Source organism: Streptomyces sedi (assembly GCF_006335015.1).
Taxonomy (GTDB): domain Bacteria; phylum Actinomycetota; class Actinomycetes; order Streptomycetales; family Streptomycetaceae; genus Streptomyces; species Streptomyces sedi.
Map to the genome: position 1 here is coordinate 116315 of NZ_VDGT01000004.1, position 16248 is coordinate 132562.

Below are 16248 nucleotides of genomic sequence, written 5' to 3' on the forward strand. Positions count from 1 at the left end.
ACCCCCGGACACCCACTGGGCCCCGTGCGCCCCGCCGCCCCCGCTGCCAGCGTGGGAGGAGCACGGAGCAGGGACGAACGGGTGGAGATGATGGCGATGCGCGGCGTGCGGAAGACCTGGATCGCGGCGGCGGCCGGCCTCGTGGTGGCCGGCGCGATCCCGGTGGTCGCGGCGGTGGCGGGGGACGACGAGGGGTCCGAGGACCGCCCGGCGGCGGGCGCGGAGTCGGGCGCGGAGTCGGATGAGGCGGAACGCGGCGCGCTCGTCGACGCCGAGCCGCTCTTCGCGCTCCCCGACGGCGAGGCCGCGGCCGACGAGTTGACGGAGAACGGCTTCGACGCCTCGGACACCGAGCACGGCGTCGACCTGTGGCGGCTGACCTACCGCACGGTGGACGCGGAGGGCGCGCCCACCACGGCCAGCGGGGTGCTGGCGCTGCCCCGCGACGCGGGGGAGCGGCTCCAGCTGGTCTCCTACGCGCACGGCACCGAGGTCGACCGGGCCTCGGCGCCCTCGGTCAGCCGAGGCTTCGCCACCGCGCCCACCGTCGCGTACGCCTCGGCCGGCTACGCGGCCGTCGCCCCCGACTACCTCGGACTGGGCGAGGGCCCGGGACCGCACCCCTGGATGGACGTGCCCTCGGAGACCACCGCCTCGCTCGACCTGCTGCGCGCCGCGCGCGAGTTCGCGCCCCGGGAGGGCCGCGAGCTGGAGCCCGAGGTGCTGGTCACCGGCTTCTCGCAGGGCGCGTCGGCGGCGCTCGGCCTCGGCCGCGAGCTGCGCGAGGGCGGCGACGACTACTTCACGCTCGGCGCGCTCGCCCCGGTCAGCGGCGGCTACGACTTCGCCGCGAGCCAGCTGCCCGCCGTCCTCGACGGCCGGGTCGACCCGCGGTGGGCGGTGGCCTACGGCGCCTACCTGCTGGTGGCGTTCGACCGGCTGCACGACGTGTACGGGGCCCCGGAGGACGTCTTCCGCGCGCCCTACGCCGACACCGTCGAGGACCTGTTCGACGGCGACCACCCCGGCGAGGAGGTGATGGCCGGCCTGCCGGCCTCCCTCGACGAGCTGCTGACGGACGAGGGCCGCCGGCTCCTGGCCGAGCCGACCGGCGCGATGGCCGACGCCCTCGCGGAGCTGGACGGCGTCTGCTCCGACTGGGACCCCGAGGCGCCTCTCACCCTCTTCGAGGCGACGGACGACGAGCAGGCCGTCAACGAGAACACGGACGCCTGCCTCGCCTCCTTCCGCGCCGCCGGCGTCGACCCGGGCGAAGTCGACCTCGGCGAGGTCGACTTCGAGGGGTCCCGCCACATCGGCTCCCATGTGGCGGCCATCCCCGAGATCATCGACTGGTTCCACCGGGTCGCCTGACCGGCGGGTCATCTCGCATGGCACCTCGTATAGCGCCGATAGGCTCCTGGTGGGCTTTCGAGGGCCATTTGCGTATCATCGCTATATGGCGAAGGAAGCTTCATCGGCCCAGCGAACCCGCGCGTTGATCATCGAGGCGGCTGCCGACCTACTGGCGGCGTCGCCCAGCGGGGAGTTCTCGACCCGCGAGGTGTGCGTCGCGGCCGGCGTCGCGGCGCCCACCCTGTACCACCACTTCGGTGACAAGGACGGTCTGCTGCGGGAGGTGGCGGCGGACAGGTTCAGCCGCTATCTGGCCCGCAAGCAGGCCCGGGAGACGACCGGGGACCCGGTCGAGGACTTCCGCCGCGGCTGGGACACGCACGTGGAGTTCGGGGTGACCAACCCCGCGCTCTACGCCATCATGTACGGCCGCCTGATGGACGGCCTCACAGCGCCGGCGGAGCACGCCCACGCCGTTCTCGTGGCGATGATGCGCGACCTGGAGCGAGCCGGGCGGCTGCGCGTGCCGGCCGGGACGGCCGCGGACATGGTGTCCTCGGCCGCGGTGGGGGTCACGTTGCATCTGGTCCGCACCCGCGCGGCGGCCGACGACCAGCTGTCGGCCCTCGTGCGTGACGCCGTCACCGCGGCCGTCATCGGCCCGCCGGCCGTCCCCGGGGCGGCTTCGGTGACGCCGGGGCTTGTGCGAGCCGCCGCGCGGCTGGAAGCGGAGATGCCGCACGGCTCCGTCGGCACGCTCCGTGCCTCGGAGGCCGCGCTGTTGCGCGAATGGCTGGCCCAGCTGGCCGTCCCCGGCCCCACGGCGGGCGGTGACCCGTCCTGACGGCGCCCTCCGGAACGACCGGCCACACCGCCGGGGGCCCCCTCGGCCCGCGGAACCTCACAGGAATGAGGAGCACATGAGCACCATCCAGCACCAGCACCAGGAGCGGCGCCAGGAGCAGGCCCTCGGCGAGGGGGAGATCCAGACCATCCTGGACGGCATCGCGCAGGGGTTCGGTCACCCCATGCGCTCGCCGATCCTCAAGACCCCGGGTGACTACGGCCTGGACTTCGAGGAGGTGTCCTTCCCCTCCATGGACGGCGTGCCGCTGGAAGCCTGGTACATCCCCCGCGAGGGATCGGACAAGCTGATCATCGCGAACCACCCCCTGTGGTTCAACCGGTACGGCTTTCCCGCCCACCTGGAGCCGTGGAAGTCGATCGGCGCGAGCACCGGCAACGACTTCGAGGTCGACTTCGTTCCCGATTACCGCATCCTGCACGAGGCCGGGTACCACGTCCTCACCTACGACATGCGCAACCTCGGCCACAGCGGAACCGGCAACGGCGGCATCGGCAGCGGCGGTCGCTTCGAGGCCCGCGACGTCGTCGGCTCGCTGCGGTACGTGCGCGGCCACGAGGACCTGAAGGACATGACCGTCGGTCTGTTCAGCCGCTGCCAGGGCTCGAACGCGACCATGTTCGCCATGCGGATGTACCCCGAGTACTTCGAGGACGTGCGCTGCGTCGTCTCCCCGCAGCCGCTGTCGGTCGGCGTGACCATGGAGCGCACCCTGGAGATGCTGGGCATCCCCGAGCGCATCGACGAGCTGGAGGAGAAGGTCCGCCGGATCGTCAGCTTCCCGTTCTCCGAGATGTCGCCGGTCGAGGCCGCCAGGAGCGTCACCGTCCCGACCTTCCTCTACCAGGTCCACGACGACCTGATGACCCGCCCCGACGACGTCCAGGCGATGTTCGACAACATCCCGATCGAGGACAAGAAACTCGTCTGGGTCCACGGAACCACCGCCCGCTGGGACGGCTACCTGTACTTCCAGCGCGAGCCCGAGGAGATGCTGGACTGGTTCGCCACCCACATGAGGTAGCCCCGGCTCCGCGGCGGGCGGTGGGCTCCCGCGTTCCGTCAGCCGCCGTGGTGGTGGCGGTGGGCGACCGCGTGGCCTCGGCCCCGGGCGATGAGGTGGCGGTTGACGGGGACGGTGGCGACGAACGCGAGGGCCAGGGCCAGGGCGAGGGACCACCAGAAGAGGCGGTCGTCCAGGTGCGCGTCCACCGCGCCGGGCAGGAGCAGCAGCACCGCGTTGTCGACCAGTTCCATCGTCGTGATGGAGAGAGTGTCGGCGGCGAGGGCGACGCCGAGCGCCGCGCCGAGGGACAGCCCGGAGCGGAGCACGGAGCGCAGGGTGAACGAGTAGCCGAAGACGAAGGCGAGGACGATCGCCAGCAGCAGGGTGGGGACGTTGCCCCAGCCCAGTGCCGTGCCGATCGCCATGCCCAGCACCTCGCCCACGGCGCAGCCGGCCAGGCAGTGGCCGGTGGCGCGCAGCGCGGGGCGCCAGCCGGTGGGGGCTGAGGGAGCGTTCATGGCCCGGAACCCTACCCGCGCGCGGCCATTCCCCCGGGGGGTATCTTGTCGGCGGGCGCGTCGTTCCGCCGCTGAGCGGCGTTGCGCTTGACTAATACCCCCCTGGGGTATTCCATAGGCGGTGTCGTCGGTGACTCCGGCGACCCGAGAGGCCGGAGGGCCCCGAGCGACAGGAGATCCGTCATGAGCGCTGCCACCGCGGGCACCGTGGAGACCCGCTACACCGTCGAGGGCATGACCTGCGGCCACTGCGTCAGCGCGGTCACCGAGGAGGTCGGCGCGCTGGACGGCGTCGCCGAGACGCATGTCGAGCTGTCCACCGGGCTGCTCCGCGTGGTCAGCGCCGCGCCGCTGGACCGCGCGGCGGTGGCCGGGGCGGTGGACGAGGCGGGGTACCGGCTGGCGCCGGAAGCGCCCGCCGCCGCCGAGGGCGGCTGCTGCGGCGGTGGCGGCTGCCACTGAGCGGTCGCCGCCCGCCCCACCGGGCGACGCGCGGGGGAGCCAGAACCAGGCACACGGCAGACGGGACCAGCAGCATGAACACCGCGATCAGGGCCGGCGCCTTCGGCGCGGGGGTCGCCCTCACGTTCGGCGCCGCGTTCGGAGTCGGCCGACTGGTCGGCAGCCCGGTCGACGACAAGCCCCCCGCCGCCCACCACGGCGACGAGGCCGCGCCGGACGCGCACGGCGAAGGCGCCGGCGGGCACGCGACGCCCGGTGGCCTCCAGATCTCCGAACGCGGCTACACCCTGGTGCCCCCCGAGGAGCCGCCCGCCGCCGGCGAGCCGACCGACCTCGCCTTCCGGATCGAGGGACCCGACGGCGCACCGCTCACCTCCTACCAGGTGAGCCACGAGAAGAAGCTGCATCTGATCGTCGTCCGCCGCGATCTGACCGGATTCCAGCATCTGCACCCCGAGTTGGGGCCCGACGGCACGTGGTCCGTTCCGCTGCTCCTCGAAGAGGCCGGCACCTACCGGATGTTCGCCGACTTCCTCCCGGAGGGGGAGGAGGACGGCCTCACCCTCGGCGCCGACCTCGCCGTCGCCGGCACCCACACCCCCGAGCCGCTGCCGGAGCCGGCCGCGACCGCCGCCGTCGACGACTACACCGTCACCCTGGAGCCGGCGGACGGCGACGAGGTGCGGGCCGGCGCCGAGACCGCGTTGACGTGGCACGTCCACAGGGACGGCGAGCCGGTCACCGACCTGGAGCCCTACCTCGGCGCCCACGGCCATCTGGTCGCGTTGCGCGCCGGCGACCTCGGCTACCTCCACGCGCACCCGCGCGGCGAGCCCGGCGACGGCACGACGCCGGCCGGCCCCGGGACCACCTTCCACACCACCGTGCCCAGCGCCGGCGACTACCGCCTCTACCTGGACTTCCAACACGAGGGGCGGGTGCGCACCGCCGAGTTCACCCTCCGGGTCGACGCGGGCGCCGGGGCCCAGGGCCACGGGCACTGAGCCCGACCTCACGCACGGAACGACGACCGGCCGCACGCACCGAACGACGACGGAGAGAAGCGGGGGAGACCATGAGCAGCACCGAGACCGCCGCTCCCGGCGCCACCCAGCGGGTCGAGTTGGCCATCGGGGGCATGACCTGCGCCTCCTGCGCCAACCGGGTGGAGCGCCGACTCAACAAGATGGACGGCGTCACGGCCACGGTCAACTACGCCACCGAGAAGGCCAGCGTCAGCTACCCCGAGGGCGTCACGGTGGACGAGCTGGTCGCCCGCGTCGAGGCCACCGGCTACACCGCCGAACCGCCGCCGCCCCCCGCGCCCGCGCCCGACCCGGCGGACGGGGACGCGGACCGGGCCGCCGACCCGGCCGAGGAGGGCCGGCTGCTCGCGCTGCGGCAGCGGCTGCTGGCCTCGGCGGTGCTCACGGTGCCGGTGATCGCGCTGGCCATGGTCCCGGCCTGGCAGTTCACCCACTGGCAGTGGATCTCCCTCGCCCTCGCCTGGCCGGTGGTGCTCTGGGGCGGCTGGCCGTTCCACCGCGCCGCCTGGACCAACCTGCGGCACGGCGCCGCCACCATGGACACCCTGGTGTCGCTCGGCACGCTGGCCGCGCTCGGCTGGTCGCTGTACGCGCTGCTCTTCGGCACGGCGGGCGAGCCGGGGATGACCCACCCGTTCCGGCTGACGGTCGAACGGGTCGACGGCGGCGGCAACATCTATCTGGAGGCGGCGGCGGGCGTCACCACGTTCCTCCTCGCCGGCCGCTACTTCGAGGCCCGCGCCAAGCGCCGCTCGGGCGCCGCGCTCCGCGCGCTGCTTGAGCTGGGCGCGCGCGACGTGGGGCTGCTGGTGGACGGACGCGAGGAGCGGGTGCCGGTCGAACGGCTCGCCGTCGGCGACACGTTCGTGGTGCGGCCCGGCGAGAAGATCGCCACCGACGGGGTGGTGGTCGAGGGCTCTTCCGCGGTCGACGCCTCCATGCTCACCGGCGAGTCGGTGCCCGTCGAGGTCGCCGTCGACGACCGGGTCACCGGCGCGACGATCAACGCGGGCGGCCGGCTCGTGGTGCGCGCCACCCGGGTCGGCGCCGACACCCAACTGGCCCGGATGGCGCGGACGGTCGAGGAGGCGCAGAACGGCAAGGCGCGGGTCCAGCGGCTGGCCGACCGGATCTCCGGGGTCTTCGTCCCGCTGGTGATCGCGCTCAGCGCGGGCACCCTCGGCTTCTGGTGGGGCACGGGCGACGGGGCGTCGGCGGCGTTCACGGCGGCGGTGGCCGTGCTGATCATCGCCTGCCCGTGCGCGCTGGGCCTGGCCACGCCGACGGCGCTGCTGGTCGGCACCGGGCGCGGCGCCCAACTCGGCGTGCTGATCAGGGGCCCCGAGGTGCTGGAGTCCACGCGCCGGGTCGACACCGTCCTGCTGGACAAGACCGGCACGGTCACCGAGGGCCGGATGACGCTGCTGTCCGTGGTGGCCGCCGAGGGCGAACGCGAGGACGAGGTGCTGCGGCTGGCGGGCGCGCTGGAGCACGCGTCCGAGCACCCGGTCGCCCGCGCGGTGGCCGAGGCGGCGCTGGCGCGTTCCGGCGGGGCGCTGCCGGTGCCGGAGGAGTTCGCCAACGCCGAGGGGCTCGGCGTGCGGGGCGCCGTCGAGGGCCACACGGTGCTGGTCGGCAGGGAACGGCTGCTGGCCGAGGAGGAGTTGGCCCTGCCGCCCGAGCTGGCGCGGGCGATGGCCGAGGCGGCGGACGAGGCCCGCACGGCGGTCGCCGTCGCCTGGGACGGCGCGGCGCGCGGGGTGCTGGTGGTCGCCGACGCGGTGAAGCCGACCTCGGCCGCCGCCCTCGCCGAGCTGCGTCAACTGGGCCTGACGCCCATGCTGTTGACCGGCGACAACGCGCGGGTGGCCGCGACGGTGGCGCGTGAGGTCGGCATCGAGGAACGCCACGTGATCGCGGAGGTCCTGCCGCGCGACAAGGCCGACGTGGTCGCCCGGCTGCGGGCCGAGGGCCGGGTCGTGGCGATGGTCGGCGACGGCGTCAACGACGCGGCGGCGCTGGCCACCGCCGACCTCGGCCTGGCGATGGGCACCGGCACGGACGTCGCCATCGAGGCGGCCGACCTGACCCTGGTCAGCGGCGACCTGCGCGCCGTCGGAGACGCGATCCGGCTGGCCAGGCAGACGTTGACCACCATCAGGGGCAACCTCTTCTGGGCGTTCGCCTACAACGTCGCCGCCCTCCCGCTCGCCGCCGCCGGCCTCCTCAACCCGATGCTCGCCGGCGCGGCGATGGCCCTCTCCTCGGTCTTCGTCGTCACCAACAGCCTCCGCCTGCGCGGCTTCCGCGCGACGCGGACGGAGACGGGGCCCGCGGGTGCGGCGACGGCCTGACGCTTCCGTGGGCGACGGCCGGCCCTCGGCCTCCGCCGGCCCCGGTGCACGCCCCGGCTACCGTGGGCCGGCATGACCCACACCGACACCGAGATGACCGCCGAGCTGGTCACCGCGCTGCTGCGCGAGCAGCACCCCGATCTGGCCGACCTACCCGTGGAGTTGGGCGCGCGCGGCTGGGACAACCAGCTGTGGCGGCTCGGTGACGACCTCGCGGTGCGGCTGCCCTGGGCGACGGAGTCCGCCGACGCGCTGCTGCGCAAGGAGTTCGCGCTGGTGCCGGCGCTCGCCGAGCGGCTGCCGCTGCCGGTGCCCGTTCCGTGGCGGCTGGGCGAGCCCTCGCCGCGCTTCCCCCGGCCGTGGCTCGTCACCACCTGGGTGCCGGGCACGCCGGCCGACCGGGCGCCGGTCACCCGGGGGCCGGAGGCGGCCGGGACGCTGGCCGCGTTCCTCACCGCGCTGCATCTGCCCGCCCCGGCGGACGCGCCGGCCGGCCGGCAACGGGGCGGCCCGCTGGCCGCGCACACGGCGGGGATCGAGCAACTCCTCGCCGCCGGCGCCGCGTCGGGTCTGGTCCCCGACCCGGACGCGGCCCGCGCGCTGTGGGCCGACGCGCTGGCGGCACCCGAGTGGCCGGGCCCCGCCGTCTGGCTCCACGGCGACCTGCACCCGGCCAACGTCCTCACGGCCGGCGGCACGCTCAGCGGCGTGATCGACTTCGGGGACCTGTGCGCGGGCGACCCCGCCTACGACCTGTCCGCCGCCTGGCTGCTGCTCCCGGACGGCGCGGCCGACGACCTCCTCGCCGCGTACCGGCCGGCCCCCGACCCGGCGACGGTGCGCCGCGCCCGCGGCTGGGCGCTGGCGCGGGTGCTGTCCGCGTTCCAGATCGCCCAGGCGGGCCGCGAGGGCCGCCCCGGCGGCAAGCCCACCTGGGGCCCACCCGCCACCGCGGCCCTGCGTCGCCTCACGGCCTGAACGGGGTCGAGATCGCCAACGCGCCCGCCCGATCGGACCGTTGGCCACAGATCGGTGAACTTCCTGATGAGTCGTCGGATCTTCGGTAGCGTGCCAGCGCTCCACAGAATTCGGCCATCGAAAGGTCACCGGACATCCATGCGAACTCCTCAGAACGACCCGCCGTCGCCGCCCGTTAGGCCTCCCGGGAGACCGGAATCCAGATGGCGGCATCCGTATGTGATCGTCCTGCTGTTGGTCCTCTTCCCGCCGGTGGGCATCTGGTTGGCCTGGCGGAGTGGCTGGCCGCAGCGGCGGAAGATCGTGGCCATGGGGCTGTCGGCCGTGTGGCTCCTCTTCCTGGTCTTCGCCCCGAGAGAGGAGGCGGAGGACGCAGAGGTGGCCGCGGCCGACGCCGAGGCGGTGGTCGACGAGGAGCCGCGCGAGGTGGCCGACTATGTCGGTCAGAACCTGGCGGTCGCCCGCGAGGCGGCTGAGGCCGCCGGGTACGAGACCGCCGCCCATGACGCGACCGAGGGCGACGCGACGCAGAACGTCGCCGAGGAGTGGACCGTCTGCTTCCAGACCCCGGAGGCAGGCGAGCCGCTCGCGCCGGGGGAGACCATCGACTTCGCGACGGTACGCGAGGGCGAACCCTGCCCGACGGCGGACGGACTGGCCGTGTTGGCGTCGACGGTGCCCTCCGTCGTCGAACTGGACTACGCGGAGGCCGTGGAGCGGCTGACCGAAGCCGGGCTGAGCGACGTGGAGGGCAACAGCTCCTATCGCGACGTGGAGTTGCCGGACGAGTACGACGACTGGTTGGTCTGCTTCCAACGTCCGGCCCCGGGAAGGGAGATCGCGGAGCCGGAGGCGACGACGGCGCGGCTCTCCCTCGTCGAGCCGGAGACCGACTGCCCGGCGGCCGACAACGAACGGCTCAACCCCGAGCCGGAGCCAGAGCCGGAGCCGGAACCGGAGCCCGAACCCGAGCCGGCCCCCGATCCCACGACGGGCGGCGGCGGTTCGAGCGGTTCGGGAGGCTCCGGTGGTGGTGGCTCCGGTTCCGGCTCCGGAGACTCGGGTGACGACGACTCAGGCGGCGGCATCACGCACTACGAGAACTGCGACGCGGTCCGTGCGGCCGGCGCCGCTCCGCTGCACCGCGGCGAGCCGGGCTACGCCCGACACCTCGACCGCGACGGCGACGGAGTGGCCTGCGAGACCTGACACGCGGCGGCGCCGCCACGCGGACCCGGCACGGACCGGGCCCGGCACGGACCGGTGGTGGCCGGCGGTGGGGGGGTGGGGGCACGGCCGACAACCCACCCCCCGTTGTCGGTAGGTCGTCGGCCGCGGTCGGCGTCAGGTCAGATCAGGCCGACCTGCATCGCACGCACCCCCGCCTGGAAGCGGCTGCGTGCGTTCAGCGCGGTCATCGCGGAGGCGACATCGTTGCGCACCGTCCGGACCGAGCAGCCGAGGCGGCGGGCGATCGCGTCGTCCGTCAGGCCCTCGGCCAGCAGCCGCAGCACGATCTCCGAGCGCGGCCGGCGGGTCTTGGTGTAGCTGGCGCGGCCCGCCGCCTGGCGGACGGGCATCCCGCGCTCCCAGAGGCGCTCGGCCACCGAGTTGAGCCACTCCAGCTCGGGCGCCGCCCAGACGAGCCGGGCCCGGTTGTCCTCGCTGACCACCACGGCCGTGGTGCCGTCCATGATCATCGCGCGGATCGGGATGGGGCTGACCGAACGCGGCGGCATCTCCTGCTCGGCGAGCCACTGCGCGTGCCGCGCGCAGGCCGGCGAGCGCAGCGCCGAGGGGGCCCAGATCGAGCGGACCGTCGCGCCGCGCCGCAGCGCCATGTCCGCGATGGGGCGGGAGAGTTCGAACGCGCCGTCGGCCGGGTCGGAGGCGCTGCCGCCCGGCACCAGGAAGACGATGTCCTTCTCGACCCTGGTGATCAGCCGCTCGACCATCGTCGACGCCTCGTCGCGGCCGGTGCCCTGGGTGACCGGGCCCAGCCGGTCGGTGGCCCGCTCGTGGAGGCGCACGAAGCGCTCCACCATCACGGGGCCGGCCTGGGCGGTGTTGGCCTCGCGCATCCGCCGCGCCAGCAGCGTCGGCAGGGCCACGCACGGCTCGATGCCGCGCACCGCCTTCGGGTCGTCACCCGACGAGCTGGCCAGCCCGTCGGCGCGCAGCGTGGCGAGGATGGCGTTGATCTCCGCCTCGGGCCAGCCGAAGTCACGGCTGAGTTCGTGCGGTCGCCATCGCGGGCCCAGCAGCAGCTTGCGGTAGACCAACTCCGCGCGCTTGTCGAGACCGAGCCCGATCCCCGTGTCGTCCCCCACGTCAACCTCCCTGAGCGTCCCCCGGACGGCACGCGGGGTGCTGCGGCCGTCCACTCCGTCCACGCCAAAGTACGGCGGGAGGTGTGATGCGGGTTGCCCGTGGGCACACTTGTGTCCGCTACAGGTCAGAGTTACCGACCGGTTCCCTGAACTCGGCCCAAGAGCGAGGGAGAAGCGGCCACTTGGGGCGTTATCCGCAACCGCCCGCGTGTCCCTCGTCGCCGCCGGGCGTCACCGTGAGGGAGTCGATGTAGGCGGCGAGCAGATTGGCCCAGCCGTCGCACTCGGTGCCGGGCTCCGGCAGCTCCAGATACTCCTGGTCACCCAGGTGGTCGCGCCCGCCAGGGGCGGTGGGTTGGGCCTGCGGCTCGACGGTGGCCTGTGGCTCAACGGTCATCGGAAGTCTCCTTACCCAGCGGAACGGTCCGCATACCTACGCGCCGCCCCCGGGAGGGCCAGCGCCGTCCGTGGCGCACCGCCGGTGGGGGTGGCGCCGCCGCGCACGGCTCGGTTCGGTCAGTTGGTGCGCCGCGACACGTAGTCGCACAGCGAGTCCAGCGCGCGCACGGAGTGGTCGCCGGGGAGCGTGGTGAGTACCCGGCGCGCTCTGGCCAGCCGTTCGTCGAGCACCTTCCGCGCGCTGGGTATGGCGTCGGAGGCGCACAACAGGTCGACGGCGCGGGTGTGTTCCGGGGTGCCGGGCACGGGTCCCGCGGTCAGCAGGTCGCGCAGCTCGGCGTTGGTCGGGGAGGTGTCCTCCAGCGCCAGCAGCACCGGGAGGCTGACCACCCCGCTGGCGATGTCCTGCCCCCGCTGTTTGCCGGAGTCGGACTGTGCCGAGGTGACGTCTATCAGGTCGTCGCCGATCTGGAAGGCGATGCCCAGCTGCTCACCGTACTCTCCGACGCGCTCGACGAGTTCGGTGCCGGCGCCGGCCTCCAGCGCGCCGAGGCGGAGCGCCGCCGAGATCAGCGCGGCGGACTTGCCGGCTATCACCTCCAGGTAGTAGGCCAGCCGGTCGTCCTCGGGGCCGGGACCGATCAGCTCCCGCAGCTGGCCCTCGACCAGCCGCTCGATCGTCTCGGAGTGCAGCCGTACGGAGGTGTCGCCCAACTCGGCGGCTATGCGTGCGGCCTTGGCCATCAGCCAGTCGCCGGAGAAGACGGCGATCCCGTTGCCGTAGCGCGCGTTGGCGGTGGGCCGGCCGCGGCGGGTGGTGGCGCGGTCCATCACGTCGTCGTGGTGGAGGGAGGCGACGTGCACCAGCTCGGCGATGGTCGCCGCGTCGACGAGGTGGTCGCCGCCGGGATCGCCGAACTCGGCGCCCAGCAGCACCAGCAGGGGCCGCAGCCGTTTGCCGCCTGCCTCGATCAGATGGCCCGCGGTGGTGGCGACGAACGGGTCGGTGGCCTCCGTGACGCAGCCGCGCAGCCGCGTCTCGGTGCGGTCCATGCCCTCCCGGAGGCGGTCGGCCAGTGGGGCGTGGGAGATGTCCAGCATATTGAGAAGGTCCGCGTACCCGGCCTCCGGATACGAGAGCGCGTAGTCCGCCATCTCAATCCTCGTCAGTTCTCTGCGGCTGGACCCGAACGGGGGCGCGCCTGGGGTGGTGTTGCCGGTGGCTCGCGAGGGGGCGCGAGGGGCCTGAATGCGGGAAACCCGTCCGCCGCATACCGGCACGATGGCAGTAAATGGTTGAAGCTCGCAATGGAAATGGCAGCTTCGAGACAGCGGGTGACAACTACCGGCAAAATTTTGCTTCGCGTTGACATCTCCGTGTCTTCTTAATGACGTCTTGCCGGTGCTTTCCTTCGTTGGTTCTTAGGGACAACGACGGGGCGGCGCCCGTTCGTTCCCCCGGCGCCGTGCTCAAGCATCCCGCACGGCGCGTGGCCCGGGCCTCGCGGGGTCCCGCGCGGCCCGGGCCACGGTGCGGTCGTGCGGCGCATCCACCGCCGCCTCGCAGGTCAGTCGCCCATCGCCTCGGCGAGGCTCTTCGGACGCATGTCGGTCCAGTGGGTGTCGATGTACTCCAGGCAGGCCGCGCGGCTGTCCTGGCCGTGCACCGTGGTCCAGCCCGCCGGAATCTCGGCGAAGGCCGGCCAGAGCGAGTGCTGGTTCTCGTCGTTCACCAGCACGTAGTAGCTCGCGTTGTCGTCCTCGAACGGGTTGGTCGCCATGGAACGTTCTCCTTGAATCGCTGAAGTGCGGTACGAGTGGTCCTGGTTCACGGAAGGGTCACCGGACCATCCCGCCTTACCCGGACCCGGTCGTCAAGCGGTCGTATTCCGTTTTCGTCACGGGCGGTTCTCGGTAAGCCTTGTTCTGTTGTGATCGGGGTCGAGCATGGCAAGTTACCGACCAGAAAGAAACGCTCACCCCTCCCGGCGGTGTTCGACAGCCTTCCGATGCGCGGCCTTCCGATGCGCGGCGGCGAAGCCGGGGAGCCGGTCGACGCCCCAGAACTTGTCGTGGCCCTGGAGGAAGAACGGCACCCCGAAGACATCGTCCCGGTCCAGCGCGCGCAGTGCCAGCAGCCCCCGTGCCCGGACCTCCGGATCGTCGGCCGCCCCGGCCAGCGGCGCGGGGTCGAGCCCCAGCTCCTCGCCGACCTCCACCATGGTCGCCGGGTCGGAGATGTTCCGTCCCCACTCCCAGCGCGCGCGGTACACCGCGTCGACGAACTCCCGCCCGCGGCCCGCGTCCTGGGCGACCAGGTAGGCGAGGTGGGCCACCTCCCAGCGCGGCTCCCGGTCGATCGGCCAGACCATCGTCAGTCCGCGCTCGGCCGTCAGCCGCCGCACGTCCTGGAGGATGTAGAGGTGCTTGGCCTTGGACATCGTGGCGTACGGCAGCGCGATGCCGTCGGCGGCCAGCTCCTTGGCGAACGCCTCCTCGGGCTCCCAGAACGGCAGCCACTCGACGCCGTCGGCGACATCCGGGTAGTGGGTCAGCAGGTCGTGGTACGCCAGCCAGGAGTAGGGGCTGCGGAAGGAGAAGTACCAGCGCGGTGGCCGTCTGGCCATCACTTCCTCCAGGTCTCTTCGTCGGGTGCGGCGGTCAGAGGGTGATGCCCCCGTCGATCTGGAGCACCGAGCCGGTGACGTACGCCGCGCGGTCGGAGACCAGGTAGGCCACCATGTCGGCGACCTCCTCGGCCCGGCCCATGCGGCGCATCGGTATCTTGCCGACGGCCTCCTTGCGGGCCTTGTCGTTCATCGAGCTGGTCATGTCGGTGTCGATGAAGCCCGGCGCGACCACGTTGACCCGCACGCCGCTGCGCGCGACCTCCTTGGCGAGCGCCTTGGAGAAGCCGATGATCCCGGCCTTGGAGGCCGAGTAGTTGGTCTGGGTGGCCTGGCCGTAGACGCCGGCGACCGAGGAGATGTTGACGATGACTCCCGCGCGGCGCTTCATCATCTCGAAGCAGGCGGTGCGGCAGACGTGGTAGACGCCGTCGAGGTTGGTGTCCAGCACCTCGTGCCACTGGTCGTCCTCCATCAGGACCAGCGGGTTGTCCCGGGTGACACCCGCGGCCGTGACGACGGCGGTGACCGGGCCCAACTCGGCCTCGACGGACGCGAACCAGGCCCGCACGGCGGCGCCGTCCGCGACGTCGACGCGGTGCGCCAGCGTCCGGGCGCCCAGCTCCGCGGCCTCCTTCTCGACGAGCAGGGCGGCGTCCTCGGCCGACCGGTAGCAGAAGGCCACGTCGTAGCCCTCCTTGGCCAGTGCCAGCACGGTGGCCCGGCCGATGCCCCGGGTGCCCCCGGTGACCAGGGCCACGGGCCGCTCGGTGGTGCTCATGCGCTACTTCCCGTCTGTGCGGACGCCGCTGCCGGCGGCGCGATGGGTTCGTTCGGTGCGGCCGGTGGGGAGTCGGCCGAGGTCGGGTCGGCCAAGGCCGGGGCGACCGGAGCGGTCGCGGTCGAAGTCGTGGCGGCCGGTGGGGAGTCGGCGGCGTCGGTGCGTTCGGTGGCGGGTTCGGTGGGGCGTTCGGTGGTGGCGGGGCGCAGGGCCTCGGCCGGGCGCAGGGCCATCACCACGCGCTCCACGGTCAGCACCGGCTCCCCCTCGACCGTCGAGACGCCCTCGAAGATCAGGGTGTCGCCCAGCGAACGGCTCAGCAGCACCTCGTGCACCACCACGTCGCCCGGCAGCACCGGGGCGTGGAAGACCACACCCGACATCCCGCCGAAGAGCATCACCTGGCCGGTGAGCACGTCCGGGTTGGGGGCGTCCCAGGTCGCCAGCACCCCGGCGGACTGGCACCAGGACTCGACGAGCAGGGTCTGCGGGTAGGCGAACGCCGACTCGGGGTGGTCGGGGCCCAGTTCGGCGTACCAGGGTTCGTTGCAGGTGACGGCCTTGCGTGCCACCAGGCGCTCGCCGGGGACCACCTCGGTGACGCGGTCGACCAGCAGCATCGGGAAGCGGTGCGGCAGCCTGGCCCTGATCTGGGCCTGCGCCGCGGCGACCGCGCGCGGGGTCTCGCTCACGCCGTTCCCTCCTCGCCGTTCGGGGACTTCTCGCCGCCCGGGGACCTCGCGTCGGTCCCGGGCCGCTCCCCGGCCGGGGCCTCGAAGCGCAACCGGACCTTCGCGGCCTCGCCGCGCGGGCCGGACAGCGCCGCCCGGCACTGCCAACCGGCCGCCTTCCGCCGCCAGTCGAGGGTGATCGTCACCTCGTCGCCGGGGAAGACCGGGCCGGTGAACCGGGTGGACTCGATCTCGGCCATCCCGGTGGGGCCGCCGTCCGCCGGGGCCAGCGGCGCGGGCGCCGTGGCCTCGGCGGCCAGCCGGACGCACTCCACCAGGCAGACGCCGGGGAAGATCGGGAAACCCGGGTAGTGGCCCGGCAGCACCGGCTCGCCGGCCGCGACCGTGAGCGCGGCCCTCGCCGTGCCGCCCTCGCCGTCCGTCTCCCGCGCCAACACCCGCACCGGCCCGGCGACCGGGCCGGCGTACGGCACGGTCCCGGCGGCGGGGGCGGTGGCTGCGTCCGTGGTGACCATCAGCCGGCGAGCTTGCGGCTCAGCAGGTCGAAGGCGGTCTGGAGGGTGGTGATCTCCTTCAGCTCCGACTGGGGGAGCTTGACGCCGTACTTCTTCTCCAGCACGACCACGACCTCAAGCGCCATCAGCGAGTCGACCTCCAGGTCGTCAACGAAGCTGGCGTCGTCCGTGAGGTCGGCGACCTCCACGTCCAGGGCCTGGGCCACGGTGGCGCGCAGGTCTTCCTTCTCCAGAGTGGCCGGAGCGCTCGTCATGGTCTCTTCCGATCTCTCGCTAACGGATGTTTCTGGCAACGCCGGGACGTCGTAGCGTCGACGCC

General features: G+C 73.3%; 18 protein-coding genes. 8 read left to right on the forward strand and 10 right to left on the reverse strand.

Annotated features, from left to right (window positions below; genetic code table 11):
* Positions 1 to 51 precede the first annotated feature (51 nt).
* The 3 genes from FH715_RS07165 to FH715_RS07175 all read left to right on the forward strand — a co-directional run bounded on the left by FH715_RS07165 (position 52) and on the right by FH715_RS07175 (position 3245).
* Positions 52 to 1374 carry an acetylxylan esterase family protein gene (locus FH715_RS07165; protein ID WP_246108611.1) on the forward strand — a complete coding sequence of 441 codons (1323 nt, stop codon included), beginning with the start codon at positions 52 to 54 and terminating at the stop codon, positions 1372 to 1374.
* 85 nt (positions 1375 to 1459) lie between these two features.
* Positions 1460 to 2200, forward strand: a complete 741-nt coding sequence (locus FH715_RS07170) for a TetR/AcrR family transcriptional regulator (protein WP_139641934.1) — start codon at positions 1460 to 1462, stop codon at positions 2198 to 2200.
* A gap of 76 nt (positions 2201 to 2276) precedes the next feature.
* Complete coding sequence (locus tag FH715_RS07175; protein WP_139641936.1) at positions 2277 to 3245, forward strand: alpha/beta hydrolase family protein; 969 nt, start codon at positions 2277 to 2279, stop codon at positions 3243 to 3245.
* Between the two features lie 38 nt (positions 3246 to 3283).
* Here the strand turns inward: FH715_RS07175 and FH715_RS07180 are convergent, their stop codons facing one another.
* Positions 3284 to 3745 carry a DUF4396 domain-containing protein gene (locus FH715_RS07180; RefSeq protein WP_139641939.1) on the reverse strand — a complete coding sequence of 154 codons (462 nt, stop codon included), beginning with the start codon at positions 3743 to 3745 and terminating at the stop codon, positions 3284 to 3286.
* A gap of 183 nt (positions 3746 to 3928) precedes the next feature.
* On the opposite strand from FH715_RS07180, the gene FH715_RS07185 reads away from it, so the two are divergent.
* The 5 genes from FH715_RS07185 to FH715_RS07205 all read left to right on the forward strand — a co-directional run bounded on the left by FH715_RS07185 (position 3929) and on the right by FH715_RS07205 (position 9794).
* Entirely contained in the window at positions 3929 to 4207 is a 279-nt protein-coding gene (locus FH715_RS07185; RefSeq protein WP_139641941.1) for a heavy-metal-associated domain-containing protein, read from the forward strand.
* 74 nt (positions 4208 to 4281) lie between these two features.
* Complete coding sequence (locus tag FH715_RS07190) at positions 4282 to 5211, forward strand: hypothetical protein (protein ID WP_139641943.1); 930 nt, start codon at positions 4282 to 4284, stop codon at positions 5209 to 5211.
* Positions 5212 to 5282: 71 nt separating this feature from the next.
* Positions 5283 to 7607, forward strand: a complete 2325-nt coding sequence (locus FH715_RS07195; protein ID WP_139641945.1) for a heavy metal translocating P-type ATPase — start codon at positions 5283 to 5285, stop codon at positions 7605 to 7607.
* A 72-nt stretch (positions 7608 to 7679) separates the two neighbouring features.
* Entirely contained in the window at positions 7680 to 8585 is a 906-nt protein-coding gene (locus FH715_RS07200) for an aminoglycoside phosphotransferase family protein (RefSeq protein ID WP_139641947.1), read from the forward strand.
* Between the two features lie 219 nt (positions 8586 to 8804).
* Positions 8805 to 9794, forward strand: coding sequence for an excalibur calcium-binding domain-containing protein (locus FH715_RS07205; RefSeq protein ID WP_170184662.1), 990 nt, complete (start codon positions 8805 to 8807; stop codon positions 9792 to 9794).
* A gap of 140 nt (positions 9795 to 9934) precedes the next feature.
* Here FH715_RS07205 and FH715_RS07210 read toward each other — a convergent pair whose 3' ends face one another.
* The 9 genes from FH715_RS07210 to FH715_RS07250 all read right to left on the reverse strand — a co-directional run bounded on the left by FH715_RS07210 (position 9935) and on the right by FH715_RS07250 (position 16183).
* Entirely contained in the window at positions 9935 to 10915 is a 981-nt protein-coding gene (locus tag FH715_RS07210; RefSeq protein WP_139641951.1) for a helix-turn-helix transcriptional regulator, read from the reverse strand.
* 190 nt (positions 10916 to 11105) lie between these two features.
* Complete coding sequence (locus FH715_RS07215; RefSeq protein ID WP_139641953.1) at positions 11106 to 11312, reverse strand: hypothetical protein; 207 nt, start codon at positions 11310 to 11312, stop codon at positions 11106 to 11108.
* A gap of 119 nt (positions 11313 to 11431) precedes the next feature.
* The gene (locus tag FH715_RS07220) at positions 11432 to 12469 is read right to left on the reverse strand and encodes a polyprenyl synthetase family protein (protein WP_139641957.1); all 1038 of its coding nucleotides are present in this window, start codon (positions 12467 to 12469) and stop codon (positions 11432 to 11434) included.
* Positions 12470 to 12882: 413 nt separating this feature from the next.
* Entirely contained in the window at positions 12883 to 13095 is a 213-nt protein-coding gene (locus FH715_RS07225) for an MbtH family protein (RefSeq protein WP_139641959.1), read from the reverse strand.
* Positions 13096 to 13290: 195 nt separating this feature from the next.
* Positions 13291 to 13941: a 2-hydroxychromene-2-carboxylate isomerase gene (locus tag FH715_RS07230; RefSeq protein ID WP_139641961.1), complete on the reverse strand. Its 651-nt coding sequence runs from the start codon at positions 13939 to 13941 to the stop codon at positions 13291 to 13293.
* 34 nt (positions 13942 to 13975) lie between these two features.
* Positions 13976 to 14722, reverse strand: a complete 747-nt coding sequence (gene fabG, locus FH715_RS07235; RefSeq protein WP_139641963.1) for a 3-oxoacyl-[acyl-carrier-protein] reductase — start codon at positions 14720 to 14722, stop codon at positions 13976 to 13978.
* Positions 14719 to 15414: a 3-hydroxyacyl-ACP dehydratase FabZ family protein gene (locus FH715_RS07240; RefSeq protein ID WP_342782163.1), complete on the reverse strand. Its 696-nt coding sequence runs from the start codon at positions 15412 to 15414 to the stop codon at positions 14719 to 14721. Before FH715_RS07240 ends, fabG begins: the two co-directional genes overlap by 4 nt.
* Positions 15411 to 15929, reverse strand: coding sequence for a 3-hydroxyacyl-ACP dehydratase FabZ family protein (locus FH715_RS07245; protein WP_139641965.1), 519 nt, complete (start codon positions 15927 to 15929; stop codon positions 15411 to 15413). Before FH715_RS07245 ends, FH715_RS07240 begins: the two co-directional genes overlap by 4 nt.
* Entirely contained in the window at positions 15929 to 16183 is a 255-nt protein-coding gene (locus FH715_RS07250) for an acyl carrier protein (protein WP_097231058.1), read from the reverse strand. Before FH715_RS07250 ends, FH715_RS07245 begins: the two co-directional genes overlap by 1 nt.
* Positions 16184 to 16248: the final 65 nt, after the last annotated feature.